A 23,371-nucleotide genomic window follows, 5' to 3' on the forward strand; every position below is an offset into this window, starting at 1 on the left:
GCGCGCTGCTCTTCGTGCTACTTGCGCTTCAGGGTGAAGTTGCTGGTGACCGTCGCTCCCTTCTGGATCTTCACCGTCGCCACGGTCGGCTGGTAGCCGTCCTTCGCGACGATGACGGTCAGCGGATTGTTACGGGTGTCGAGCCACAGCGCGTACGTGCCGTTCGCGCCCGTGGTGAGTGTGAAGGCGGAGGCCCAGCTGTCGATCTGCACGGTCGCCCCGGCCAGCGGCGCGGTGCCGCCGGAGGCGGTGGCACCCAGGACGGTGCCGGTGATCTTGCCCCAGGTCTTGGGCGGGTTGACGTGCAGCGTGACCGGGACGCGCGGTACGGAGTACGGCGTGTCGGTGCCCACGGTCAGGGCCGCGTTCAGGGCACCGGGCTGGGTCACCTCGGGTACCGAGGCGTCCAGGGAGACGGTGACCGTCGTGCCGGCGCCGGGCTGGAGGGTGAACTGCTGAGTGCTCTCGTTCAGCCAGGAGACGTCGCCCGACCCGGTCTGGTCGTAGCCGGGCAGCAGTTCGACCTTCGAGGTCGGGGTGGAGGGGGCGACGCCCCCGCCGACCTTGAAGAAGCCGGGTGCGCCACCGCCGCGGTAGGTCGGGACGCTGGGGTTGGGCAGCGCGCTCCAGGTGCCGGCCTTCGGGTCGAAGGCCTGGCTGCGGTTGCTGAGGGCGCTGTTGGCGACGCCGCCGGCCAGCAGCAGCTTGCCGTTGGCCGCGGTGTAGGCCGAACCCCACTGCGCGGCAGGCATGTCCGCGAGCTGGGACCAGGTGTCGGTGTTCGGGTCGTAGACGTAGGTGTGGGAGACGTCGTTGTTGCTCGCGCCGAGGCCCCCGGCGCAGTAGAGCAGGTCGTCGACGGTGCCGCAGGCCTGCCAGGAGATCGGCTCGGGGTAGGCGGCGATCGCGGACCAGGTGTCGCTGTCGGGGTCGTAGACGCTGGCGTCCGTGGTGCCGCAGGAGCTGGCGCCGCAGCCGCCGATCATGTAGAGCTTGCCGCCCAGGACGGCGCTGCCGGAGCCTGCGTACGGCTTGGGCGCGGGTGTGCCGGTGGTCCAGCTGTCGGAATTCGGGTCGTAGATCTCCAGCTTCGGGTCCGGGTTGCCGCTGGTTCCCCAGCCGCCGACGGCGTAGAACTTGCCGTCGATGAAGCCGTGCGCGGGGTCCTCGCGGGTGTCGGAGGCGCTCGCCAGCTTCGTCCAGCTGCCGGCGACCGGGTCGAGGACGTACATGTCCTTGCTGTCGCTGGTTCCGGTGAATCCGAAGGCCGAGTAGACCTTGCCGCCCTGTGTGCCGACGGCGTTGTCCATGAGTGCGCCGGGGAAGTCCGGTGCGGCCTGCCAGGCGTCGTCGGCGGGGACGGCCGCGGGCTTGGCGGTGTTCTTCGCCGCGTGGGCCTTGCTCGACAGCGCGGTGTAGTCGCCCTTGACGGTGCGCAGCGGGGCGCCCTTGCCCTGCTGCGTGAAGCCGCCGGACTGTTCGCCGATCTGGACCGTGGCCGGTGCGCCGCCGGTGTTCTTGACGGTCAGCTTCTGTGACTTGGAGCCGCCCCAGGCGACGGTGGCGTCGACCGCGGCGGGGGTGACGGTGATCTGGCCGGCCTTGAGTTCGAAGTCGGCGGCGACGGTGTTGTCGGCGCCGACCTTCACCGCCTTGGTCAGCGCGGTGTACTTGGATTTGGCGGCGGTGAAGGAGTGGCTGCCGAAAGTGGTCGAGAACAGAGAGTAGAAGCCGTCGGGGAGGTTGGGGTCGTCCGGCGTGGCGACGGTGGTGACCTGCTCGGCCGGCTTGTCCTGGCTGGTGACGGTGGCGCCGACCACGCCGGTGGCGGTGTTGGCGTCGGTCACGTTGCCGACGACGAGGGCGCCGGGGGCGGTCGTGACGTCGCGGTTGCCGATGAAGACGTTGTCGACGGACCACCACCAGCCGAAGTGCGCGGTGAAGTGGAACCGCAGCCGTACCGCGGATCTGCCCGCGAAGTCGGCGAGGGGGACGGTGATGCGCTGGCCCGGGAAGATGGAGGATCCCGCGGCCCAGACCTTGGTCCAGGTCTTGCCGTCGTCGGTGGTGGCGTCGACTTCGGCGGACTGGTTGGTGAACTGCTGGTACTGGGTGTTGAAGGCCAGTTCCGGGTTGTCCATGCCGGTGAAGTCGTAGACCGGGCTGATCAGCGAGGTGTCCTGGGACGCCTCGCCGCCGAAGTGATCGCTGTCGGCGACGGCGAACCCTCCGTCACCGCCGGTGCCGTTCCCGCGGTTGGAGGGGTCGTCGAACTCCCAGCCGCCGGTGGTGCCGTCGGCGTTGACCACGCTCCAGCCGGCCGGCGGGGCGTCGGTGGCGTCGAAGGGCTCGGTGCTGCCGCTCTCGTGGACCTGGTATCCGGGTGCACTCGTCGCCCACGAGTCGACGGGGACCGAGAAGCCAACGGTCTGTGCGGAGTCGCCGACGGTGATCTTCTTGGTGACGGGCTGGTAGCCGGTGGTGGTCGTCGCGACGTGCAGGGTGTAGGCGTGGCCCTCGGGCAGGTCGAGGCTGTAGGAGCCGGTGGCCGGGTCGGTCCACACGGAGCCGGGCACGCCCTCCGCGGTGATCTTGGCGTAGAGCGGCCAGCCGTGGCCGGAGCCGTCGGCGACCTTGCCGGCGACGGTCTGGCTGGGCACCGGGTCGAGGGAGAAGCTCTTGGTCAGGGTGGCGCCGTCGGCGACGACGACTCCGCTCGCGGAGCCGCTGGCGTAGCCGAACGCCTCGACGCCGACGTCATACGTTCCGGTGGGCACGGTCAGGGAGTACGCGCCGGAGGAGCCGGTGTGGGCGGTGTTGGTTCCCGCGCTGATCGTCGCTCCGGCGACGGCCTTGCCGGTGGCGCTGTCGGTCACGGTGCCGGAGATCACGCCGTGCGGGCCGCTGCGGAACGCGGAGAGGCCGGCCGGGGTGCCGAGGCCGGTGGGGCCGTCGTAGCCGTCGGTGCCGTTGCACAGGTACGACGGGGTGCAGCTGCCGTTGCTACCGGTGGTGATGTCGTTGATCCCGCCGCCCGCCGTGTACGGGTAGGAGTTCGGGTAGGTGCCGGCGACGGGGGTGCCGGCGGCGGCGTACACGGACGCGATGAGGGGCGCGGAGACGCTGGTGCCGCCGTACACCGACCAGCCGCCGCTGCCATAGGTCTGGTAGACCGCTACGTCCTCGGCGACGGCGGAGACGTCGGCGAGTGCGCGGTGGTCGCAGCCGCTGTCGTGCTGGAACGCGGGCTTGGGCTCGTACTGGGAGCAGCCCGAACCGGCGAGGTTCCAGGCGGATTCGGTCCAGCCGCGCGGGGTGGAGGCGTCACGGGTCAGGGTGGTGCCGCCGACCGAGGTGACGTACTGGGAGGCCGCCGGGTAGCCGACGCCGTAGGCGTAGTCGCCGGTGGACGCGGTGATCGCCACGCCGGGGTGGTTGTAGTGGGCGTCCAGCGTGGTGGTCTCGGACGGATCCTCGCCCTCCCCGCCGCGGTAGTCGGTGCCGTAGGAGTTGGAGACGAACTTCGCGCCGAGCGCGACCGCTTCGTCGACCGCGGCCGACAGGCTCTCGAAGCTGTTGTCGTCCGCCTCGACGAGCAGGATGTGCGCGTTGGGCGCGGCCGCGGAGACCATGTCGACGTCGAGCGAGATCTCGCCAGCCCAGCCGGGGTCGGGGGCCGGGTAGTCGGTCCCGCCGCGCTGGTCGACCTTGTGGAAGCAGCCGTTGTCCGTGGTGCAGGCCGGCAGCCCGTACTGCTGGCGGTAGACGGCCAGGTCGGTCTCGACGTTGGGGTCGTCGAAGGCGTCCACGATGGCGACGGTCTGCCCGCTGCCGCCGTCGGCGGGCAGGTTGTAGGCGCTCTGGAGGTCGGTGGCGCCATAGCCGTTGGGGGTGTCGGCCGCGCGCATCAGGCCCTTGACGGGTTTCACGTCGGTGCGGCGCAGGGCGAAGCAGGAGAAGTGGCTGCGTTTGGGGACGTCGCAGGCGGGCTCCAGGAGCGGATGCGCGCTCGTGGCGTCCGCGGAGGCGGAGGAGGTCGCGGGCGCGGCGGCCGACGCCGGTGCCTGGAGGCCGAGCAGCGCCATGGCGGTGGCGCCGAGGACGGCCAGGCCGGTGGATATCGGTCGTCTGGGACGGAACTTGGTTCTCGCTGGTGTGCGCAACGTGTGACTCCCGTGCGTTTTGTGCAGGGGTCGACCCGTACACGGCTCTCGGGCGACGGTGAACTTCTGGTGTGTTCACCGGGGGCCAATTAGCGGGTTGTGTATTTCCCGTGTCAATCAGTTGCCTTCTGTGACCACGGTGACTGAGTGTCAGAACTGAGGCGTCGACAGGGTGTCCTCGGTCCGCGATTGACGGGTGTTCCGTATGGAATGAGGGATTCTGTGCGTTCGCTGAGCGGACGCGATGCCAATGGGTGAGGGCCCGTGCGCATCGGGATGTGTCAGGGGCGTGAACACGACACGGCGGCAAACCGCCACTCCGCCGCGTCGACCGGCCCCTGGTCCTGGCTGGATCTCTGTGCTGGTCAGCATGTCTGTGCCGAACGACGCCGGGCTCCGCCCCCGGCTGGAGTCGTTCCTGCCCGCGCAGCGCGCGCCGGACCCGGGTGACGGCGCCGCCGAAGAAGGCTCCCGCCGCGTTCGTCGTACCGCCCGAGGCCGGGCAAACATGTGCGGAAACCCGCTCGGGGTGCGTCGTGGGCGGGCTCGCTGGTGCCGGCGTCCGTTGCCGAGCCCGGCGAAGCCGAGGACACCGCCGTCCTGCCGGGTGCGCGCCACTTCACCGGCTCCTGGTACGGCCACAGCGACGTCGTGCGCGAACTGTCCCATGACAGAGCCTACTTGAGCCATGCAGGAGTCGGGTCGTCCGGGGCTCGACCGGACCCGCGGCCCGGTTCAGGGACTGATCGGTGCGCGCCCCCGGCTCGCTGCCAGGGGACCGTCCGCCCGCTCCTGATCCGGCTGCCACCAGCCACGGCCGGCGGCGAGCACCCCCGCCTGGAACCTGCTTGTCGCGCCCAGCCGGCCGAGCAGCGCCTGCACCCGGCGCTGCACGGTGCGGTGGCCGACTCCCAGCTGGCGGGAGATGGCCTCGTCCGACATACCCATGGCCAGCAGGGAGACGATCCGCCGCTCCTCGTCGCTGACGAACTCGTTCGGACCGATCGGCACAGGTCTTCCGGGCATGTAGGGCTGTGCCTGCGCCCACAGCGACTCGAAGAGGGTGGACAGCGCGTCCAGCAGAGCGGAGGGCCGGACGAGGATGCACGCGTCCAGAACCTGAGGAGTGGCCAGCAACGGGATCAGCGCCGCCTGGTCGTCCGCGATGATCAGTTTCATCGGGGCCTCGGGCAGGAACCGGACCTCCTCGCCCGCGGTGATGTCGACCTCCAGCCGTGCCACCACACCCGGCATGCTGAGGGTGTGACGTGCGTGGATGAAGCGGCTTCGGACGTCGCGTCCGGCCACGGCGGTGGCGGAGCTGACCCGTTCGCCGTCCGTCGCCTGGGCATAGGGAGGCGCGTCGATGCCGCGGAGCTCCCGCTCGGCGCGTTTGAACAACTGCTGCCCGCAGCGTGCGACCCCGTCGCGGCCGGTGACCACCTCGATCAGCGCGGTCGAGTCGCGGCTGCGGCGGGCCTCGCGATGCCGTTCCGTCAACTGTCCGGTCAGGGCGCGCACCTTGTGGATGTCACGCTCGCGGGCGAGCAGGAGCACCTCCAGGGCGTGCTCGGGCGGGAGTGCGGTGTACAGGGGCGGGCTTCCGGTCAGCCGCGATATCAGGCCGCCGTCCTCCAGCCGGACCAGGGCGGCGACCGCGGCATCGGGCTCGATGCCGGTGCGGCGGCACAACTCCCCGACGGCCATGGGCGGGTTGTCGACCAGGATGATGTACAGCGCCTCGGCAGGCTGGTCCAGCCCGAGAACTTCCAGCATGGTCACCTCCGACCACAACCTAGCCTGTGACAGGCCCATGATCGTATGGCTGACGATCACTGATTCCGGTCACCTCTCGGCCAAGGCGGCCCGGTCTCGGACGAGCACCGCAGTGCGACAGCGGCGACGGTCACGAGGCCTGGATCAGCCGGCGGGAATCGTCCACCGCTGGCCGGCCGCGCCGGTGCAGTCCTGGAGGGTGAGGGGCGTGCCGTCCAGGCACAGGTCCGATCGGGGGTTGCGCAGCTCTCCGTTCGGACCGTGGACCCACACCCGCTACCGGCCGCAGTGGTCACCGAGAAGAGATGCATGTGACGAATCGAGTGAACACATGCGTCGTCGAGATCCACCCTGATGCGGCCGGGCCGCACGGATCACAGGGCGCCGACCGAGCCGGCCCCGAAGGCGTGCGGCGGCCCGGCCGTGCAGCGCTGAGCACGTCGGACGAGCCCCTACCCCCGGTGGGTTTCCAGCAGGCGCAGCCAGATCTCGCTGATGGTGGGGAAGGCGGGTACGGCATGCCACAGCCGGTCGACGGGCACTTCGCTGACGATCACAACGGTTGCCGAGTAGAGGAGTTCGGCGATGCCGGGCCCCACGAAGGTGGCCCCGACGACGACGCCTCGGTCCAGGTCGATCACCAGGCGCGCCCTGCCCTGGTACCCCTCGGCGTACTGGAACGCACCGGCCACGCTGCCGAAGTCGTTGTCCACCACTTTGGTGCGCAAGCCGGCATGTTCGGCCTCGCGCGCGGTCAGCCCGACGGACGCGACCTCCGGGTCGGTGAAGACCACCTGAGGCAGTGCCGCACTGTCGGCGGTCGCGGTGTGCTTTCCCCAGCGGCCGGTGTCGACCGGCTCCCCGTTCGCACGGGCCGCGATGACCGGACCTGCGATACGTGCCTGGTACTTGCCCTGATGAGTCATCAGAGCTCGGTGATTGACGTCGCCGACCGCGTAGAGCCAGCCGTCCTCGATGGCGGTGACCTGGAACGTGTCGTCGACGGTCAGCCAATCGCCCGGAGTGAGGCCGACGGCTTCCAGACCGATGTCACCGGTCCGGGGTGTCCTGCCGGTCGCGAACAGGATGTCGTCCGCCTCCAGCCGCCCTCCGTCGGACAGCACGACGTGCACGTCGCCGTCAGGGCCGCTCGGCCGGGTGACGGAGGTGACGGAGGCACCGAATCGCAGGTCGACACCGGCCTCGCGCAGGGAGTCCGCGACCAGTTCACCGGCGAAGGGTTCCATCCGCACCAGCAGCCCCTCGCCACGCACCAGCATGGTCACCTCGGAACCGAGAGCACGCCAGGCGGTCGCCATTTCGACGGCCACCACGCCTCCGCCGACCACGACGAGACGGGCGGGTACCGTGTCGGCACCGGTCACCTCCCGGTTGGTCCAGTGGCGCACGGTGTCCAGGTGGGGAAGGTCCGGCAACGCCGTGTCGGTACCGGTGCAGACGGCCACGGCGACGCGGGCGTCGAGGCGGACCGTCTGCCCGTCGGGGGTGCTCACCACGACGCGGCGTGGTCCGTCGAGTCGTCCGTGGCCCCGTACGAGGTCGACCGACACGGATTCCAGCCATTCCACCTGGTCCTCGTCATGCCAGTGATTGACCATGTCGTCGCGGTGCGAGAGGACGGCGGCCACATCAAGGGGACCGTCGACCGCGTGCCGCAGTCCCGGCACGCGTCGGGCGTCCGCGCGTGCCAGTACCGGCCTCAGCAGTGCCTTGCTCGGCTCGCATGCCCAGAAGGAGCACTCACCGCCGAGCAGTTCCCTTTCCACGATGACCGTGCTCAGTCCCGCGGCACGGGTCCTGTCAGCGACGTTCTCGCCGACGGGACCTGCCCCGAGCACGACGACGTCGTAGGTGCGGGAGGTGTCGCTCATGGCTGTTCCTCTGTCTTTCTGGCCGCGTGGTCGGTGGCGCCGCCGGCGGGTGCAGTGGGACCGCTGTGAAGGCTCGGGCTTGAACGATAGGCACAAGGCCGTGGCCGACAACTGAGGCGCGCGAGGCCGTCGGGAGCTTCGGCCCACAGCCGGCCGGCTCGGGACTCGCCGCCGTGGCAGGACCCAAGGGCGGCACGTGCCGTGCTGCGAAGCGGTCGACATGTGTCATGGTTTACTCTCACACCCGGAGGCCGCGCGGCTGCACAGCTGCGCCGCCGTCTGCTCCTGTGTCACCAACTCGGCTTGATTTGTCGGTGGTTGATGCCAGGGCCGTGAGGGGGTGCGTCGGAGGCGTCCATCGCGGTACTTGCGCACCCGAAGACCGACTTGACAAACCCATGACGCCGAAGCAAGTGTTTGACGGTACAAGTATGAGATCGCGTGTGGGCATGCCGCAACGCGAACCGACTTCACGCCTCCGAACCCAGGAGACGACATTGAGCCCCATCGGCGTGGCCGTCCACGCGGCGGATCCCATCACCAGGCTGAGTCTGGCCGCATACGTCAGGCAGCAGTCCGGTCTGATTCTGCGCACCGGCGGCGAGACGGGGGACACCCACGTCGTGGTGGTGGCCGTCGAACGGATGAACGTGTCGGCTCTTGACCTCCTGAAACAGCTGTCCGCCAAATTTCCGGCTTCCGGTGTCCTGGTCATCGTCGGCCAGGAATGGGAAGTCGACCCCCAGGCGGCTGTGGAGTACGGAGTCCGTGCGATCCTGTGGCGGCGTGACTTCACCCCGGAGAAGTTCGGCGAGTGCATCGCCGGGGTGCACGAGGGGCATGGTGACTTCCCCCACGACCTGCAAGGAAGACTCATCGACCAGATGCGCCGGACCAAGGACGAGATCCTGGTGCCGAACGGTCTGACCGCCTACGGTCTGACCAGCCGCGAGGTCGACGTGCTGCGGCTGGTGTCGGAGGGCTGGGACCTGGAGGAAGTCGGTCACAAGCGACCGGCTCGGCGCGAGTCGTGGTGCCCGCCGGCGCGGTGCTGTGCGGCGCGGCCCGAGACCTCCCCCGCTGTCGGAGCGACAGGCGTGAGCGGCAGGGTGCCGCTTGGTCCAGCAGACCGCTCAGGACGTGGACCACTTCTGGTTGTCGCTGCCTGCGCAGGACCACAGCTGGAGCCGGGTTCCGTTCGCCGTGCCCTGGTCGCGTACGTCGGCGCACTTGTCCGCGAGGCGGCTGACCAGATCGTGGCTCGTGTTGAGCGTGAACCGCTGTGCGGGGCTGCCGTCGCAGGGGGCCAGTTCGAGGTCGGTCCCGTCGGCCGTCGAGCCGTCGGCGAGTTGTACGCACATGCCGAGTCCGCGCATGGTGCCGTTCGACGGGAACACCCAGTGCTGCGACGCGTCGGCCGACGAACAGTCCCAGATCATCAGTCGTGCACCTGATACGGCCTTGCCGCCCACCACGTCGATGCAGCGGTTCGAGGCATGGCTGAACACGCTCACCCCTGGCGCCGGCGGCTGGCGAGTAGTGGTTGATCGCACCGGGGAGGACTCGGCAGCTGTCGGGTGCTCGCCGGGTGCCGTCGGCTTGCCGCTCGGCGTGCTGCCGGTTGTGCTGTCCGGCGACGAGCTGGGCTTCGTGGGCTTCGTGCCGTGCTTCCCGGCCGTGTTGCCGGTGGGTTCTGCCGAGGGGTGCGGCAAGTGTCCGAGCCCGTCGGCGCCGGCGATGCCGGAGACCTGGGAACCGGCTGCTTTCGACGTGCCGTCGCGATGCTCGCCATGGTGACGTCCGGTCACACCCAGGGTGATGAGGACACTTACGGCGGCCAGCAGCCCGACGACGCCGACGACGGACAGGGCGCCATGCGACCCCGCTCGCCGGAGGCTGGGGCTGGGACGGTGTTCGGCCGGTCGGATCGTGACGATGGGGCCCGCGTCGGAGGAGGTGGCCGTGTTGTCCCTGCTCCCGAGACCGCCCGGGCCCGTGTCGGGAGCGAACACGCCGGTGTCCGCCCCCGTCGGCGCCGGCGCCGACGAAGGGGCACGGCCGATGCCCCCTCGCGACCCGAGCGACGAGAACTGGGTGAGACGCGGCACGGTGATGCCCGTACGGGATCCGGTGTCATCCGGCGAGTCCTGCTGTACCGCGGCGGGTGAGTTGTCGTTCCCGCCTGGTGCGGACGGAGGGCTGACGGGTTTGGCGCCGCCCGGGATCCTCACGGGCAGACCGCTGTCCGGTTTGGGCGGGCGTGGCGGGTTCATGATTCCTTTCCGGCGGACGAGTCCGTAGGAGGTGTTGCCCTTCCTCGCTGCCGTGCACCTCATTGCGGTGGGAGGGGCCCACGTGTGGTTCACGTAGACATCGTGCTGGAAGGTTCACCGGATGCGTTCGCGGCGCCTCTCACGTGCTTCCGCCGACGCGTCCGCCTCGAAGGCGCGGCCGCTCCCGGATCCCTCGGGGCCGGGTCGTGTCTCCGCACGATGGCATCGACACCTTAACGCGCCAAGTACCCCGGTGATGACAGGAATTGACGCGTCGTGAAACATGGGCCCGTGCGACTGCGGTTGCAGTCGGTCAGGGCTCGTCATGCTCACACATGGCAAGCCGCATACCCATCGAGTGGATCGAGTGTGTGTGAGACGTCATACATGGATACGGACGGGAACGGCGTCGCGCGGGCGTCGGTGGGCTGCCGCGGCCGCGGCGGTCACCGCGCTGGTGTGCTCGGCGGTCGCGAACACGGCCCCGTCGTCGGCGGCCCCGGTGCTGGACGACTCCGGCCCGTCCCAGCCCCCTGTCACCCAGCCGACGGGGAAGGCGAGCTCCGGTGAGAGTGTCGCCCGGCTGCACCAGGAGGTGATCGCCGGAACACTGCTCGACCACCACGGGACACGGGACGTCTGCCCTCGATGTCAAGCCAAGGTCGTCACCGAGGACGCCGACGGGAAGACGCTGCTGCGGTCCACTGCCCCGGCCGGTTACGGCCCGGCCGACCTGCAGGCGGCCTACGGGCTGCCCGCCGTCTCCCGCAGCACTCGCACGATCGCCATCATCGACGCGGGTGTCTATCCGACGCTGGAGCAGGACCTGGCCGTCTACCGCAGCACGTTCGGGCTGCCGGCGTGCACCACGGCCTCCGGCTGCCTCACGCTGATGAACTACGACGGCGGCAAGCAGCCGGCTCCGCAGACCGGGGCCCAGGGCAGCTATCTGGAGGAGCAGGTCGCGCTCGAAACGGCCCTCGATCTCGACATGGCCTCCGCCGCCTGCCCCTCCTGCCGTCTCCTTGAGGTCTCCATCCCCTGGCAGGACGCGCAGGACGACAACGACGTGTCCACCGCGGACTTCGCCCGAGCGGTGAACACCGCCGTGGACGCGGGTGCGTCGGCGGTCAGTCTGAGCTACGGCTACAGCGCCGACGTCCAGAACACGCACGGTTTCCGCCGTAGCGCCCTCGACCACAAGGGTGTGGCCATCACCGCGTCCACGGGCGATGCGGGTTTCAACAGCGGCGTTCACCAGCTGTGGCCGTCCGCCCTGCCGTCCGTGATCAGCGTGGGCGGTGTGACCCTGCCCGCCGACACGGAGCAGCCCAGTGCGTGGTGGGCCGCGGGAAGCGGCTGTGAACAGGCATTTCCCGCCGCCGTCGGTCAGCCGTCCGCGGCCACGTCCGCCTGTGGCGGTCGCCGGGCGGCCTCCGACATCGCCGCGGACGCCGATCCCGCCACCGGTGTGGCCGTGTACGACACCTACGCACCCAGCAGCGACGACCCCTACAACTGGGTCGTGGCCGGCGGCACCAGCGCGTCGGCGCCCTACGTGGCCGGGCTGTTCGCCCGCGCGGGGCACCTCTCGGCGGTCGACGGACCCCGCAGTCTCTACCGGGCGCCGAAGAGCGACTTCACGGACATCACGAGCGGCAACAACGAGGTCTACCACCAGTGCGCTTCCTACCCCGACATCAGCTCGGCCCTGTGCACCGCGGGACCGGGCTGGGACGGACCCACCGGTCTCGGTGTCCCGCACGGGCTGGGCGCCTTCTGACCAGGCGAGTCCCCCGGGGGCATGTCAGCTCGGCCATTCCTACATGATGTGGAGGTACCTCATGCGTCTCAATTCCCGTGCGGTGGCTGTCGGGGCAGTGGTCGCAGCGACGTTGCTGAGCGGCACGGCGGTGGCGAACGCGACGATGGGCGACAGCGCGAAGGCCGTCACCGCCGGCGTGCGGCAGGCGCCGGCGAGGGCGGCGACACCGCGTCCGTGCACCATGGACGACGTCTCGTTCTACTTCGGTGGCTACACCGCCGGTCTGAGCCGACGCAGTTTCGACGTGACGCTGCTCGCCCATGACGGCGTCGTCTGCACGCTCAAGGACACGCCGCTGATCACGGTCAAGGGCGCCGTCGACGAGGACAAGCCGGTCCCGGTCAGTGTGAACGGCCGGGGCGGCACCCTCGTGCTCAGGCCCGACTCCCCGCTGCACACGACCGCGGTCTACAACGTCTCCGACGCCACCGAGCACACCCTCAAGGTGAGCTCCATGACGCTGGCCATGCCCGACCACACCAGCCGCAGCACGTATTTCTACGCGCCGGGTGACACCGAGATCTACCAGGCGGGCGTCACGTTCAGCTCCTGGAGCACCGGGATCGGACTGGGGCAGGGCGAGGAGTCCTACTGAGCCCTCGCTGATCCCGTACGCGGCCACCTCTCGTTCCGCGGCGGACCGGATCGGTGAAGTGCGCCCCGGCGCCGGTGCCGGGGCGCAGACCGGTGGCCGTCATGACATCGCCACCGCTCGGCTGCTCAGCCGATCGTGTCGGTCAGGCCGACGGACAGGTAGGTCTGCCGGCGCTGGTCCTTCTCGCTGCGCCACGGTTCGACGAGTTCGAGGAGGGTGCTGGTCTTCGGGTCGATGATGACCTTGGTGGTGCCGACGCCTCCGCGGTAGGCGAGTTCCGTCCCGGTGCGCCCGGTGCTGTCCTTGACGGTGCCGACGACGCTCACTCCCTTCAGACGGCCCGGTGCCCTGAACAGGCCGCTGCACAGCCGCGGACTCGCGGGGGCGTCGGCGAGGAGGGCGCCGGCCTGCACGAAGCCGAGCGTTCCCGCGTCCTCGTCCTCGTCCGCGGAGGCCTTGGTCGTGGTCTCGATCTGCCGCAGCAGCAGCGCGGGGTTCGTGTCCAGGCGGTCCAGACCGAACAGCCAGCCTCGTGCGGATCCGCGGGAAGGGTCGAACGCGCGTCGGGCGGCGAACGCTGCAGCGACTGATTTACCGCCCGGCGGACTGCCCCCACCGAGATGCGGTAACAACTGTTACCATGGCGCCATGACGAAGACACAGCTGGGCGCGCGCGTGGACGAGGACGTGGCGGAACTCGCGCGGAAACGCGCCGCCGACCTGGGACTGAGCATCGGCGACTACCTCGCCAGGCTCGTACAGGACGACACCAGTGGGCTGCGCGCCCGCGCGGTGGACGCGGCCGCCCGCTTCCTGGCCGAGCACCAGGACGTCTTCGACGAGGCCGAGGAAGCGCAGCAGTCGGGACGGGGAGTGCGCGCCGCCTGATGGATCTGAACATCGACGTTCCCTGGATCCTCCAGGTCGCCGAGGCCGCCGGAGCCGACGATCCGGCCCCCGACGACTATGGCGTCCCCGTCTCCGCGGTCGCCCGCCACCGGGCCGAGCTGTTCGAGCAGCCCGTGTACGGCGGGCCCTACGCCAGGGCGGCCGCCCTGGTGCACACGCTGGGCCGGTGTCGCTGGCTGGAGCGCTCCAATCTGGCCGTGGCCGCGGCGTCCGGGGTCATGTACCTCGAAGCCGTCGGCATCACCGTCAAGCCCGCCCGCGAGGACGCCGTCGCCCTCAAGGACCTGCTCCTCGACCCCGCCTGCACCGCCGGGAAGATCGCGACCCTGCTGTGCACGTGGCCGACCGCCACCTGAGGAACCCGTGGTGGACGCCACCGACAGTTTCACGCTCGGTGCCGTCGTACGCCTCGCGGACTCCGGGCCCACCCGCCCGATGACTCTTCGTTCGTCAGTGAGGCCCACAGGGAGGCCGCGTCCGACTTCGCCGTCGACCACGCCCGTGCGCCGAGGTACGGCATGGTCCGGGTGGCCTTCGCGGTGGACGGTGCCGCCGCCTTCGGTGCGGTACCCGCCTTGCCCGTGACGATCACACCGATGCGGTCGGTGTGCCGGTCGTCGAGTTTCTGGGCCACGAGCGCGGTGATGTCGAACAGTTCTCTGTCCACCTGCCCGCGCGCCACCGCCCCCCACGCGTCCTGGGGGATGACGTACTCGTGGCCGTTCTCGGTGTACCGGCCGAACGCCATCTGGGGCCGCTGTGCGGCGGGAGTGCTGCCGATCACTTCGACGGTGTCGCCGGTACGGCGGTAGCGGACCGTGTCACCCGTGATCAGGGTGAACTTCTCGATGCTTCCGGCGGGCGTCGTCTGAGCCCGTTCAACGGCCGTGGCCTCGGTCGTGGCCTCGGCCGGCGCGACGAGCACTCCCGCCAGGGTGCCGACTCCGAGCAGCAACGCCGCTGTTCTCCGTTGTCTCATGGTGCCTTTCCGTCACGGACGAATGTCGGACGCCTTCAGCGCCGCCGGGACAGGTGCCCACGCGGGGCTCTGCCGGTTCCGTGCCAGCCTGAGGGGCGAGAGGTCGCCGACATGGCTCGTCGTCAACTCGTCTCGTGCGGACAAAGTTGATCAGTCACACCCACGGAAACCGCTGGAGATCAGATTCGTGTCAGATTGATGTAACGGAAAGGTGTCGCGCCTGGCTGGCACACGTGTCAGAGGGCGCCGTCGCAGCGTTCGCGCCGATGTTCGCACGCAGTGAACCTGGTGTCACGTCGATCCCGTTGTTCGGGCGGCCACTTGGCCGCCGTCCACGAGGCGGCCCTCGGTGGCATCGACCGATCGTGTCCTCCCGAGCCGCGTCGCTCCTGATGCCGGGTGGTCCGGAGAGCCCCTGGGCCCTTGCGGATGCACCCTGAGCCCGGCGAGCGGACTGCGGTCCGGCACCACGGGACACATGGCTACCGCCGGCACGGCGGGGGCCGAGGGGGCCGCGGTCGTTGCGGGGCGTCGCCGTCCGGGCCGTATGGCGTGGCGACGGCGCTTGGGAAGCGGTGGTGTCAGCTCAGGTAGGCGGTCTTGGCGGCCATGACCGCCTTGGCGCTGTTCCAGCCGGCCACGGCCACCGGCCGCCCGTCCTTCTCGGCGACCATCACGAACTTGCGGGATTCGGGGGTGCCCTCGATCAGCCGGACGTCGGCATCGGCCGGGAGAGCCCCGCACACCTGCATCCTGATGTCGTACTGGTCTGTCCAGAAGTAGGGAATCTGCTGGTAGCTTTCCTGGGCGCCGGTGATGTCTGCTGCTACGAACCTGGCCTGGTGTACGGCGTTGGTCCGGTTCTCCAGGCGGTTGCTGCCGCCGGTCGTGCCGTCGGACCAGCGGGCCGCGTCTCCTACGGCGTGGATGTCGGCCGCCGCTCGGCCGCGTTCGTCACAGACGATCCCGTCGCCCAGGGCCAGTCCGCTGCCGATGAGCCAGTCGGTCGCGGGAGTGGAACCGATGGTCACCGCGACGACGTCCGCGGGAATGGTCTCACCGCCCTCGACGGTCACCCCGACGACCCGCCCGTTGTCGTCGACGAGGCCGGTGGCGCGGCTTCCCGTGAGCACCCGCACGCCCTGTTCGGTGTGGAGCTGGTACAGCAACTGGCCTAGGGTGGCGCCCGTCTGACGGAACATGGGCGCCGGTGACGGGTCGATGAGTGAGACGTGCAGGCCCATCTGCCGTGCTGTCGCGGCGATCTCACACCCGAGGACCCCCGCTCCGACGACCGCGACACTGCGGGCGGTCAGCAGGTCGGTACGCAACCCGGCACAGTCCTCGAAGGTGCGCAGGGCCCACACTCCGCGCAGGGAGTCCGCGCCGGGCAGCGGGCGTGGCGTCAACCCCGTCGCCAGGACGAGCCGGCGGTAGCCGAGGGTGCGCCCGTCGTCGAGACGGACGGTGTGAGCGTCCGTCTCGAGGTGTACCGCCCGGCGGCCCAGCAGGAACTCGGCGTCGAGCCTTTCCAGTTCCTGCGGACCGCGGAGGCGTATCTGTTCCTCGCCCCAGGCGCCCGACAGGACCTTCTTGGACAGCGGCGGCCGGTCGTAGGGCAGCCGGGTCTCCGCGCCGACGACCTGGACGGTGCCGCGAAAGCCCCGCGCGCGCAGCGTCTCCACGGTGGTGAGTCCGCCGATCGAGGCCCCGACCACGAGAACGTCGGCGGTCATGTGCGCAGCGACTCCGACAGCCGGATGGCGGCGGCGGGGCAGATGGTCGCGGCCGTCCTCACTCGTTCGAACTCGTCGGCGGGCGGCTGTTCCTGAAGCAGGATCACGACACCGTCGTCATCCCGCTGGTCGAAGACCTCGGGTGCTGCCACGACGCACTGTCCTGCGGCTACGCACTTGTCTTCTTCAACCGTGACAATCATGAACTCATCTCCGAGATTTCTTGAGTCGAGACGGTGAGGAGCCCCGCGGGGCGGAGGCTCGGGTCCCCGGGGGAGTGTCGGGCGGGAGCTCACCAGGTGACGGGCAGCGCGTCCAGGGCGTAGACGTTCGGTCCGAAGCGGTGGAAGGACAGTTCCTCGGCCGGCACGGCGAGACGTAGGCCGGGGAACCGGCGGAAGAGGGGGGTCAAAGCCATCTGCAGTTCCGCGCGTGCCAGGTGCTGGCCCGGGCACTGGTGGATGCCGGACCCGAAGGTCATGACCTGGATCGGCGCGCGGGTCAGGTCGAGGACGTTCGGGTCGCCGGAGACGACCTGGGGGTCACGGTTCGCGTTCAGCGGGGAGGCGACGACCCACTCGCCGGCCTTCACGGTATGTCCGCCGATGGTGACGTCCTCGGTCGCCATCCGGGGGAAGCCACCCGCGACGCTCATGTAGCGGAGCAGTTCCTCCGCCGCGTCGGCGGTCGAGTTGGCGTCGTCGAGGAGGACGGCGAGCTGATCGGGCTGCTGCATCAGCGCCAGTGTGCTGAGTGCGATCGTGGACGCCGATGTCTCGTGGCCCGCGAGAACCAGCGCGCTGACCATACCGACGATCTCCTCGTCGCTGACTTCGCCGTGCCGCTGCTCCACCAGCGCGCCGATCAGGCCGTCGGTCGGGCTGTTGTGGTTCTGGGCCACCAGGCCGCCGACATAGTCGTTGAGCCGGGTGAAGTTCTTGAACGCCTCCTCGGGCGGCAGCGAGAGGTCGACGATCCCGGCGCACATCCGGTCGAAGTCCCGGTGCTCGGCGCTGGGGATACCCAAAATCTCGCCGATCACGATGGAGGGCAGGGGCAGGGCGTACGCCGTGACCAGGTCGACGCCAGGTCCCGCTTCCTCCACCTCGTCCAGGAGGTCGGAGATGATGCTGTCGATCCTCGGCCGCAGCTGTGCGACGCGCTTGGGAGTGAAGGAACCCGCGACCATGCGGCGCAGCCGGGCGTGGTCCGCCCCGTGATAGCGGGGGAAGAATCCCGGCTGCGCTGTCTCCAGGGCTCCGTCGGGCGCGGGGATGAAGCTGTGGTCGAGACGAGGATCGTTGTACAGAGCCCGGACATCGGCGTACCCGTGGAAGGTCAGTACTTCGACCTCGCCGTGTTCCCGTTCGAACACCCTGACGCGGGTGGGCTCTTCTCGGCGGGCCATCTCCGCGAGTCGCTCGGAAGGATCGAACGGACATCGGGCATCACGGTCCGTGGCGACGAACCCGCGCGTGAGCTGTTCGGTCATGGTGAACTCCAGGGAAGTGATGAAACGCAAGCGTGAAGGCGGCCGAGACCCTTCGGCGCCGCTGGGAGCCCACGTCGGCGGCGTGTGCGGCTTGCGGATGCTGCCGCCCGCTCTGCGCCCGTGAGGGAAGGGAAACGTGGTGAGATCGTGGGTGCACGAAGAATCCAACAGCAATATAATTGACCCGTCAAGCTAGTTGGGTCTGGCGGCAGAGCTGGGCCTGGCGTTCCTCGAACTCGCCTGCTGCCTGGTCGTGGAGCGGACCCCACAAGACGCGCGCTTTGACCTGAACCTCAAAGAGCCTCGCGCCAGTAGCTGGACGAAGCAGACCAAGCTCAAGTGAACCCCTGCCATCGTGTGGCCCGTTTAAACCATGCAAGCTTGTGGGCCTCGCGGCAAGAATCCAAGGAGATCACGATGGCGCTTCCAAGTGCAGTCAGGGCGCTGCGCATACTGCTCTACGTGCTCATGGCCTTTGTGGCAATCGCAGTGGTGGGCATCGCCTTGCAGTACTACCCCGGGTCTGTGGTCGTGCAGCTGCTGTCGCTACTGCCTGCTGTGGCCAGTGTTGTCCAGGTCTTTTACCTACAGCGAGGCCGCGGCGTACTGCGCATCACTCTCACCGTGACACTGTCGGTGTACGTCGTCGGCGCCTTCTGCGCGATGGTGATGGAAAGAAGCCCGGGGGCCGTCATCGGTGTGGTCCTGGGCACAGCGATGCTGGTGCTGCTCCACCAGCGCAGCTCCCGCGAGTGGTTCACCCCGGATCCACCGGCTTGATTTCGGAGTGATCGTTTCGGGTGGTTCGGGGGCGGTCCGAGGTTGAACTTCGGATTCGGGCATGGGGTGGGCGCTGGGCTGCCCAGCTTTTCCACCTGCTCGGAGATGTCAGGCCCTTGCGGGCGGGGTGGTCAGGGCTTCTCGACGGCGGATGGTGGCGCGGGCGCGAGGTCGAAGAACTTGGTGAAGTCGTCCCGTCTGAGCCGGCGTTCGGGCAGATGGAGCGTGAGGCGGCGGCCGAACGTGCCAGCCGAGCCGGCACGTTGATCAGGTGGTGGCGAAACGCCAACTACCCGGCCTTGGGCCAAGCCCCCGGCTCACCGCCGGTCAGCGAGCCGTCAACCTTTCCCATGCGGGTATCCGCGCGCTGGGCGAGCAGGTCTGGGCTGCCCTGGAGCAGCGGCGCCTGCCGCGGAAGCTCTGGTGCAGCGCGACCCGTATCACCCACAACGTGAAGCCGTCCTGGTCCTCACACCCGGCCGGCCCGCCCAGGCATCGACAAGAGGGCGGGACGCGGTCCCGCCCCCTGCCTGTCGAGCCGCGGGTGGCGGCCGCCGTCAGCGCAGCGTGTACGCCGTGGGAATGGTCTGCCTGACGGTGTTGCCCTGACTGTCGGTCGCGCTGATCCTCAGTCCGACGCCCTGGACGGCCTGGTCCCGCCGGGGGTTTTTGATCGTCGCGGTGAACGTGTTCTTCCCGGTCGCCTTCGTGGTCGCCGGGTACCAGGTGCTGCCCCCGTCGAAGGTGGTCTCCGCCTTCAGGGAGGTCACCTTGGGCAGGTCGGTGAGCCGTTGCTGGTAGTAGCCGACGATGGTGACCTCGTGGTTCTCTCCGGCTTTGGCGGTGTTGTCGAGGGCCAGGCCGAAGTCGTAGCGCAGGAAGATCAGCGGCTCCGGGCGGCACGCCGCCTGGTTGCTGCCGACCGACTCACCGATGCACGGACTCTGCGTCGGGGCGTCGTCCTTGGTCGCCGTGGCGGAGGTGTACTGCCACACCGTCTTGACGTCGTTGGTCTGCGTTTCGAACGTGTACCGGGCGGACTTGGCCGGAAGGTCGTACGAGACGAGGTCACCGCCCTTGCAGCCGGAGAGCGCGACCATCGCCGCGGCTGCGAGCAGCAGGAGGGCCCCTCTGCGGCGCCGCGTCGACGGCACTGGAGTGTTCATCGTGTCGGTCTCCTTGGCGGTGTCGGGTGCCATCACAGGGTCGTCCAGTCCTCGTCGGGGAGGTGTTCCGTGCGACGCTCGATCGCGTCACCGGACGCGTTCAGCAGGTTGACGTCGCAGGTGAAGTCGAGGTTCGGCACGGTGGCGGAGGGAGTTGTCCCACAGGAGGGGAGCTCGCTGAAGTCGTGCTGAAGGAGCTCGTCGTCGACGATGCCGATCAGGGCCTGGCGGCCGCCGCCGCTGTCCGTGAGGAAGAGGGTGGGGTAGAAGGTGTCGCCCTGCCGACAGCCCGAGCACGGTCCGGTCGAGACCGAGAAGCCGGACTTGGTCCGCACCTCTTGCGCGGCCCCCGGTACGGACGGTCCCGCGTTCCAGTGGATCTCGTCGGTGCCGGTGAGGACGATGTCGTTCATCTCCTGGCGGTTGTGCGTCAGGAAGTGGTCCGCTCCGGTCTCGGCCCAGGAGGCGATGAACCGGCTGATGGCGTTGTTCTCTTGCTTGGCGAAAACGGTCATGGTCTGCTGGGTGGGCGGTTGCGGCAGGGACACCAGCGACGAGGCGGTGACGCCCTGGATGGACTGCTTCCAGCTGAGCTGGTGCACCACTCCGGGACGTGCCGCGTGGAAGGAGAGGTCGACCCGATCGAGGTCGTCCTTCCCGAGCCGGTAGGCGTTCTGCTGGAGTTGTCCGTTCTCGTGGTAGGTGGCGGTGTACGCCCTCGGCACGGCGTTGCCGCCGAGGCGGATCCGGACGTGGCGCCCGTCGGCCTTGATCCGCTTGATCAGGGCTTCGGCCTGGGCGTAGGGCACGCTCACGATGGGCAGCGCGGCGTACGGCTGGATCGCCGGGCAGCTCTGCGGCCCGTCCAGGCACTGGTCGAACCCCGAGGGCTTGCCCAGCGAGGTGAGGTCCGGTGCCGCGACCAGCACGCCGACGGCACCGGCGGCGGAAGCGGCGGCCACCCGTTCGTCCCGCAGCGTGGCGTAGTCACAGGTGCCCTGACAGATGTCGGTCGGCGTCAGGAGTACGAGCTTGCCCCGGACGTCAGCGTCCGCGAGTTCGGCGGCGGACCCGGAGCCGGCGTACACCACCGGCAGGTCTCCCTTGACCGGCAGTCGGGGAACCGGGATCGAGGCTTCGCGGGTGCTCGGGTCCCCGTCGTCGCGCAGCCACCCCTGCGACTCGGACAGCGCTGCGTCCGGGGTCACGTAACGGGCGGAAAGGATGGAGGAGGAACCGCCGCCGGTGGCGCGCATGGTGATGACGGGAGTCGTTCCCACGTTGTAGAAGTCGTGAGTGAGGGTGCCCTGGCTCACCTTGCCGGTGGGCAGCACCCACCAGTTCGGTTCGGCGGCCTTGTAGTCGAACGAGAGCGTTGTGCCCATCGTCCAGGCCCCGGTCTTCGAGACCCGGTTGATGACGTCGGTCGCGTTGTAGGTCTCGGTGGTCTCCGGGTACTGCACGGTGAGCGGCTGGGCCTTGCGCAGGTCCAGCGTGACCGTGCTCGCCTTGGTGAGGCTCACCTCCGGTGCCATGGGTGTGGCCTGCTGCAGGTCGCCGTCCGCGTTCCGCCAGGTGACCGGTATCTGCGCCGCGTAGGCGCCGCGGAAGAGCTGCTCGGTCACGGTGTCCGCGCCGGGTGTGAGGGTCTGGCCGGAGTGCAGGTAGACCTGGTCGTCGACCGGCGTGAAGGTGGCGACGCCGTAGTGGACGTCTGTGGCGCCCGCCGGGGGAACGACCTTCAGGGTGAGCGGGAACTTCTGTGCCTCGACGAAGGTGTGGATCCTGGAGTTGACCTGTATCGCGCCGGAGTCGTCACGGGCGCTCAGCAGCCCGTTGTAGCCGCCGTAGGGCCCGGCCGTACCCAGTACCCTGCCGTCGAGCGTCACCGACACGTCGGCGGACCCGTGGGCGGGAACGACCACTGTGTCTGTGCTGAGGGTGAACAGTCCTGCCGGGGCCGGGCTGCCGTCGCCGAAGGAGACCGGCAGCGTCAGATGCAGCGTGGTCGCCTTGTCGGTGCTGTTGGTGTACGTGATCTTCTTCGTCTGCGCCGAGTGCGGGTAGGTCAGGCGGTCGAAGTTCAGGTTCCCCCGCGGGATGATCTGCGGGTTGGTGGCGGTCGCGAGGTCCACGAGGCCGGCGCCCTGGGCGTACAGGTCATGTCCCAGGTCGGCGGCGGTGTCCATCAGCAGTGCCTTGATCTGCTGACCGGTCATCTCCGGATGCTGCTGGGCGATGATGGCCGCGGCGCCGGCCACATGGGGCGTGGCCATCGAGGTCCCGTCGGCGGTGGTGTAGTACTGGTCCACCGGCGTACCCATGGACGTGCCCGCGGCGCGGGCCGCGGTGATGGCGACGCCCGGGGCCGCGATGTCGGGCTTGGCGGCGCCGTCACCGATACGCGGTCCGCGGTTGGAGAACGTCGCCATCGCGTCGTTCTTGTCGACGGCCGCCACCGTCAGTGCGTCGTCGGCGGAGCCCGGGGCGACGACCTTCTGCGCGACGAAACCGGAGTTGCCGGCCGCGACCACGAACAGGGTTCCGGTGGACCGGCTGAGTTCGTTGAGCGCCTGGCTCAGGGGGTCGGTGCCGTCGGTGGGCTCACCGCCCAGGCTCATGTTGACGACCTTGGCCCCCGAGTGGGCGGCCCAGTCCATGCCCGCGATGATCGCGTCGTCGGGACACTGTCCCTGGTCGTCGCAGACCTTGCCCACGAGCAGCTTGGCGCCGGGTGCGACGCCCTTGCGCAGGCCGTTGGAGGCTGCGCCGCTGCCCAGGACCGTGGAGGCGACGTGGGTGCCGTGCCCGTGCCCGTCCTTGGCACCGTTGGGACTGCCGGTGAAGTCGACCTGCCCGGCGATGCTCGCGGACAGGTCCGGGTGGGTGGCGTCGATACCGGTGTCCAGCACCGCCACCTTCACGCCGGTGCCGTCGTAGCCACGTTTCCAGGCGACGGGTGCGCCGATCTGGGGCACCGACTGCTCGAGGTCGATGTGGGACATGCCGTCGAGCCAGACCTTCTTGACCCCGGTGAGGGAGCCGGCGGACCGGGCGGTGGCCGGCGTGGAAGCCGTCTTGCCCCGAACTCCCTGCCACCACTGCCCGTTGTCGGCGATCTTCAGCGAGCGGCCGTTGATGCTCGGCAGTTCCCTGCCGCCCGAGGCCCCGGCGACTTTCCGTGTCGTGTCGGTCGCGGCGGTGTCGGTGTAGGTGACGAGCACCGGCACCGTGTCGCTCTTGCCCGTCGCGGCGAGCGTCACCAGCTCCTCAAGGTCGAAGAGCGACCAGTCGAGCAGTCCCTGGCCGACCAGGTCGAGGGCGTCGTCCGGCACGGCGTACACCTTGCCCTGGCGGGTGAGGGTGTGGAACACGACCGGCAGTCCGTCGGGCCGTGGCGTGCTGTGGGTGTCGCGGACCACCGGCTTGCCGTCGTCGTCGACACCGACGTCGACCGTGTCGCCGGTGACCAGCGTGACCGGGACGGATCCGCCGGCCGCGGAGACGACCCGCGCCAGGTCGTCATTGGCGGCAAAAGTCTGTGGGCTCTTCGTCTTCACGACACCCGATGGCGCCGTCTGCGGGGCCGGGTCGGCGGCGTTGGCCGTCGACGTCGTAAGCATGCCAAAGACGGTCAGGCCGACGGTCACCGCGCCCCAGCGTCTGTTGACGCGCCTTCTTGCGCTTGACCTCATCTATGAGTCTCCCTTGCGAGGAACGACATGGAACGTGGGCACAGGTTCGGGCCGCAGGTCTGCGGCGCGTCAGGTTCGGGCTCCCTGTGC

18 protein-coding genes are annotated in these 23,371 nt (G+C 69.5%); 6 read left to right on the forward strand and 12 right to left on the reverse strand.

The features are described 5' to 3' along the window. Nucleotides 1–17: 17 nt before the first annotated feature. From ACGFZQ_RS36775 to ACGFZQ_RS36795, 5 genes are all read right to left on the reverse strand, one after another. Entirely contained in the window at nucleotides 18–4,163 is a 4,146-nt protein-coding gene (locus ACGFZQ_RS36775) for a carboxypeptidase regulatory-like domain-containing protein (protein WP_393844009.1), read from the reverse strand. A gap of 735 nt (nucleotides 4,164–4,898) precedes the next feature. Next, complete coding sequence (locus tag ACGFZQ_RS36780; RefSeq protein WP_393844010.1) at nucleotides 4,899–5,939, reverse strand: helix-turn-helix domain-containing protein; 1,041 nt, start codon at nucleotides 5,937–5,939, stop codon at nucleotides 4,899–4,901. A gap of 452 nt (nucleotides 5,940–6,391) precedes the next feature. Then, nucleotides 6,392–7,831, reverse strand: a complete 1,440-nt coding sequence (locus ACGFZQ_RS36785; protein ID WP_393844011.1) for a dihydrolipoyl dehydrogenase family protein — start codon at nucleotides 7,829–7,831, stop codon at nucleotides 6,392–6,394. 470 nt (nucleotides 7,832–8,301) lie between these two features. Then, nucleotides 8,302–8,838 carry a hypothetical protein gene (locus ACGFZQ_RS36790; RefSeq protein ID WP_393844012.1) on the reverse strand — a complete coding sequence of 179 codons (537 nt, stop codon included), beginning with the start codon at nucleotides 8,836–8,838 and terminating at the stop codon, nucleotides 8,302–8,304. 126 nt (nucleotides 8,839–8,964) lie between these two features. Next, the gene (locus ACGFZQ_RS36795; protein ID WP_393844072.1) at nucleotides 8,965–9,306 is read right to left on the reverse strand and encodes a ricin-type beta-trefoil lectin domain protein; all 342 of its coding nucleotides are present in this window, start codon (nucleotides 9,304–9,306) and stop codon (nucleotides 8,965–8,967) included. Between ACGFZQ_RS36795 and ACGFZQ_RS36800 the strand changes: the two genes are divergently transcribed. The 3 genes from ACGFZQ_RS36800 (at nucleotide 9,206) to ACGFZQ_RS36810 (ending at nucleotide 12,524) form a co-directional block, all read left to right on the forward strand. Further along, nucleotides 9,206–9,628, forward strand: coding sequence for a hypothetical protein (locus ACGFZQ_RS36800; RefSeq protein WP_393844075.1), 423 nt, complete (start codon nucleotides 9,206–9,208; stop codon nucleotides 9,626–9,628). The genes ACGFZQ_RS36795 and ACGFZQ_RS36800 overlap by 101 nt on opposite strands. An 849-nt stretch (nucleotides 9,629–10,477) precedes the next feature. Then, a complete protein-coding gene (locus ACGFZQ_RS36805) occupies nucleotides 10,478–11,887 on the forward strand; it encodes a S8 family serine peptidase (RefSeq protein ID WP_393844013.1) in 1,410 nt (469 codons plus the stop codon). A gap of 61 nt (nucleotides 11,888–11,948) precedes the next feature. Next, entirely contained in the window at nucleotides 11,949–12,524 is a 576-nt protein-coding gene (locus tag ACGFZQ_RS36810) for a hypothetical protein (protein ID WP_393844014.1), read from the forward strand. Nucleotides 12,525–12,649: 125 nt separating this feature from the next. Here ACGFZQ_RS36810 and ACGFZQ_RS36815 read toward each other — a convergent pair whose 3' ends face one another. Beyond that, the gene (locus ACGFZQ_RS36815; protein ID WP_393844015.1) at nucleotides 12,650–13,156 is read right to left on the reverse strand and encodes a hypothetical protein; all 507 of its coding nucleotides are present in this window, start codon (nucleotides 13,154–13,156) and stop codon (nucleotides 12,650–12,652) included. Nucleotides 13,157–13,172: 16 nt separating this feature from the next. Here ACGFZQ_RS36815 and ACGFZQ_RS36820 point away from each other — a divergent pair, with 16 nt between their 5' ends. Then, entirely contained in the window at nucleotides 13,173–13,412 is a 240-nt protein-coding gene (locus ACGFZQ_RS36820) for a hypothetical protein (protein WP_393844016.1), read from the forward strand. After that, nucleotides 13,412–13,789: a fic family toxin-antitoxin system, toxin component gene (locus ACGFZQ_RS36825; protein ID WP_393844017.1), complete on the forward strand. Its 378-nt coding sequence runs from the start codon at nucleotides 13,412–13,414 to the stop codon at nucleotides 13,787–13,789. Before ACGFZQ_RS36820 ends, ACGFZQ_RS36825 begins: the two co-directional genes overlap by 1 nt. Before the next feature lie 29 nt (nucleotides 13,790–13,818). On the opposite strand, the gene ACGFZQ_RS36830 is transcribed toward ACGFZQ_RS36825, so the two are convergent. The 4 genes from ACGFZQ_RS36830 to ACGFZQ_RS36845 form a co-directional block, all read right to left on the reverse strand. Further along, a complete protein-coding gene (locus tag ACGFZQ_RS36830) occupies nucleotides 13,819–14,412 on the reverse strand; it encodes a hypothetical protein (protein ID WP_393844018.1) in 594 nt (197 codons plus the stop codon). Between the two features lie 581 nt (nucleotides 14,413–14,993). Then, nucleotides 14,994–16,148, reverse strand: a complete 1,155-nt coding sequence (locus ACGFZQ_RS36835; protein ID WP_393844019.1) for an NAD(P)/FAD-dependent oxidoreductase — start codon at nucleotides 16,146–16,148, stop codon at nucleotides 14,994–14,996. Further along, nucleotides 16,145–16,351, reverse strand: a complete 207-nt coding sequence (locus ACGFZQ_RS36840; protein ID WP_393844020.1) for a ferredoxin — start codon at nucleotides 16,349–16,351, stop codon at nucleotides 16,145–16,147. The genes ACGFZQ_RS36835 and ACGFZQ_RS36840 overlap by 4 nt, the downstream gene beginning before the upstream one ends. Nucleotides 16,352–16,440: 89 nt before the next feature. After that, nucleotides 16,441–17,640, reverse strand: a complete 1,200-nt coding sequence (locus ACGFZQ_RS36845; RefSeq protein WP_393844021.1) for a cytochrome P450 — start codon at nucleotides 17,638–17,640, stop codon at nucleotides 16,441–16,443. 417 nt (nucleotides 17,641–18,057) lie between these two features. Here ACGFZQ_RS36845 and ACGFZQ_RS36850 point away from each other — a divergent pair, with 417 nt between their 5' ends. Beyond that, complete coding sequence (locus tag ACGFZQ_RS36850) at nucleotides 18,058–18,420, forward strand: hypothetical protein (protein WP_393844022.1); 363 nt, start codon at nucleotides 18,058–18,060, stop codon at nucleotides 18,418–18,420. Between the two features lie 557 nt (nucleotides 18,421–18,977). Here ACGFZQ_RS36850 and ACGFZQ_RS36855 read toward each other — a convergent pair. Both ACGFZQ_RS36855 and ACGFZQ_RS36860 read right to left on the reverse strand, forming a co-directional pair. Then, nucleotides 18,978–19,619, reverse strand: coding sequence for a hypothetical protein (locus ACGFZQ_RS36855; RefSeq protein WP_393844023.1), 642 nt, complete (start codon nucleotides 19,617–19,619; stop codon nucleotides 18,978–18,980). Further along, a complete protein-coding gene (locus ACGFZQ_RS36860; RefSeq protein ID WP_393844024.1) occupies nucleotides 19,619–23,209 on the reverse strand; it encodes a S8 family serine peptidase in 3,591 nt (1,196 codons plus the stop codon). The genes ACGFZQ_RS36855 and ACGFZQ_RS36860 overlap by 1 nt, the downstream gene beginning before the upstream one ends. Nucleotides 23,210–23,371: the final 162 nt, after the last annotated feature.

The sequence above is a fragment of the Streptomyces sp. NPDC048254 genome (assembly GCF_043201895.1).
Lineage (GTDB): Bacteria > Actinomycetota > Actinomycetes > Streptomycetales > Streptomycetaceae > Streptomyces.

What these genes read in the sequence shown, in the direction of transcription:
- ACGFZQ_RS36785 (WP_393844011.1), bottom strand. Translation starts at nt 7,831, where the DNA reads ATGAGCGACACCTCCCGCACCTACGACGTCGTCGTGCTCGGGGCAGGT.
- ACGFZQ_RS36830 (WP_393844018.1), bottom strand. Translation starts at nt 14,412, where the DNA reads ATGAGACAACGGAGAACAGCGGCGTTGCTGCTCGGAGTCGGCACCCTG.
- ACGFZQ_RS36780 (WP_393844010.1), bottom strand. Translation starts at nt 5,939, where the DNA reads ATGCTGGAAGTTCTCGGGCTGGACCAGCCTGCCGAGGCGCTGTACATC.
- ACGFZQ_RS36845 (WP_393844021.1), bottom strand. Translation starts at nt 17,640, where the DNA reads ATGACCGAACAGCTCACGCGCGGGTTCGTCGCCACGGACCGTGATGCC.
- ACGFZQ_RS36835 (WP_393844019.1), bottom strand. Translation starts at nt 16,148, where the DNA reads ATGACCGCCGACGTTCTCGTGGTCGGGGCCTCGATCGGCGGACTCACC.
- ACGFZQ_RS36840 (WP_393844020.1), bottom strand. Translation starts at nt 16,351, where the DNA reads ATGATTGTCACGGTTGAAGAAGACAAGTGCGTAGCCGCAGGACAGTGC.
- ACGFZQ_RS36800 (WP_393844075.1), top strand. Translation starts at nt 9,206, where the DNA reads ATGGTGCCGTTCGACGGGAACACCCAGTGCTGCGACGCGTCGGCCGAC.
- ACGFZQ_RS36820 (WP_393844016.1), top strand. Translation starts at nt 13,173, where the DNA reads ATGACGAAGACACAGCTGGGCGCGCGCGTGGACGAGGACGTGGCGGAA.
- ACGFZQ_RS36825 (WP_393844017.1), top strand. Translation starts at nt 13,412, where the DNA reads ATGGATCTGAACATCGACGTTCCCTGGATCCTCCAGGTCGCCGAGGCC.
- ACGFZQ_RS36855 (WP_393844023.1), bottom strand. Translation starts at nt 19,619, where the DNA reads ATGGCACCCGACACCGCCAAGGAGACCGACACGATGAACACTCCAGTG.
- ACGFZQ_RS36860 (WP_393844024.1), bottom strand. Translation starts at nt 23,209, where the DNA reads ATGCTTACGACGTCGACGGCCAACGCCGCCGACCCGGCCCCGCAGACG.
- ACGFZQ_RS36850 (WP_393844022.1), top strand. Translation starts at nt 18,058, where the DNA reads ATGGCGCTTCCAAGTGCAGTCAGGGCGCTGCGCATACTGCTCTACGTG.
- ACGFZQ_RS36810 (WP_393844014.1), top strand. Translation starts at nt 11,949, where the DNA reads ATGCGTCTCAATTCCCGTGCGGTGGCTGTCGGGGCAGTGGTCGCAGCG.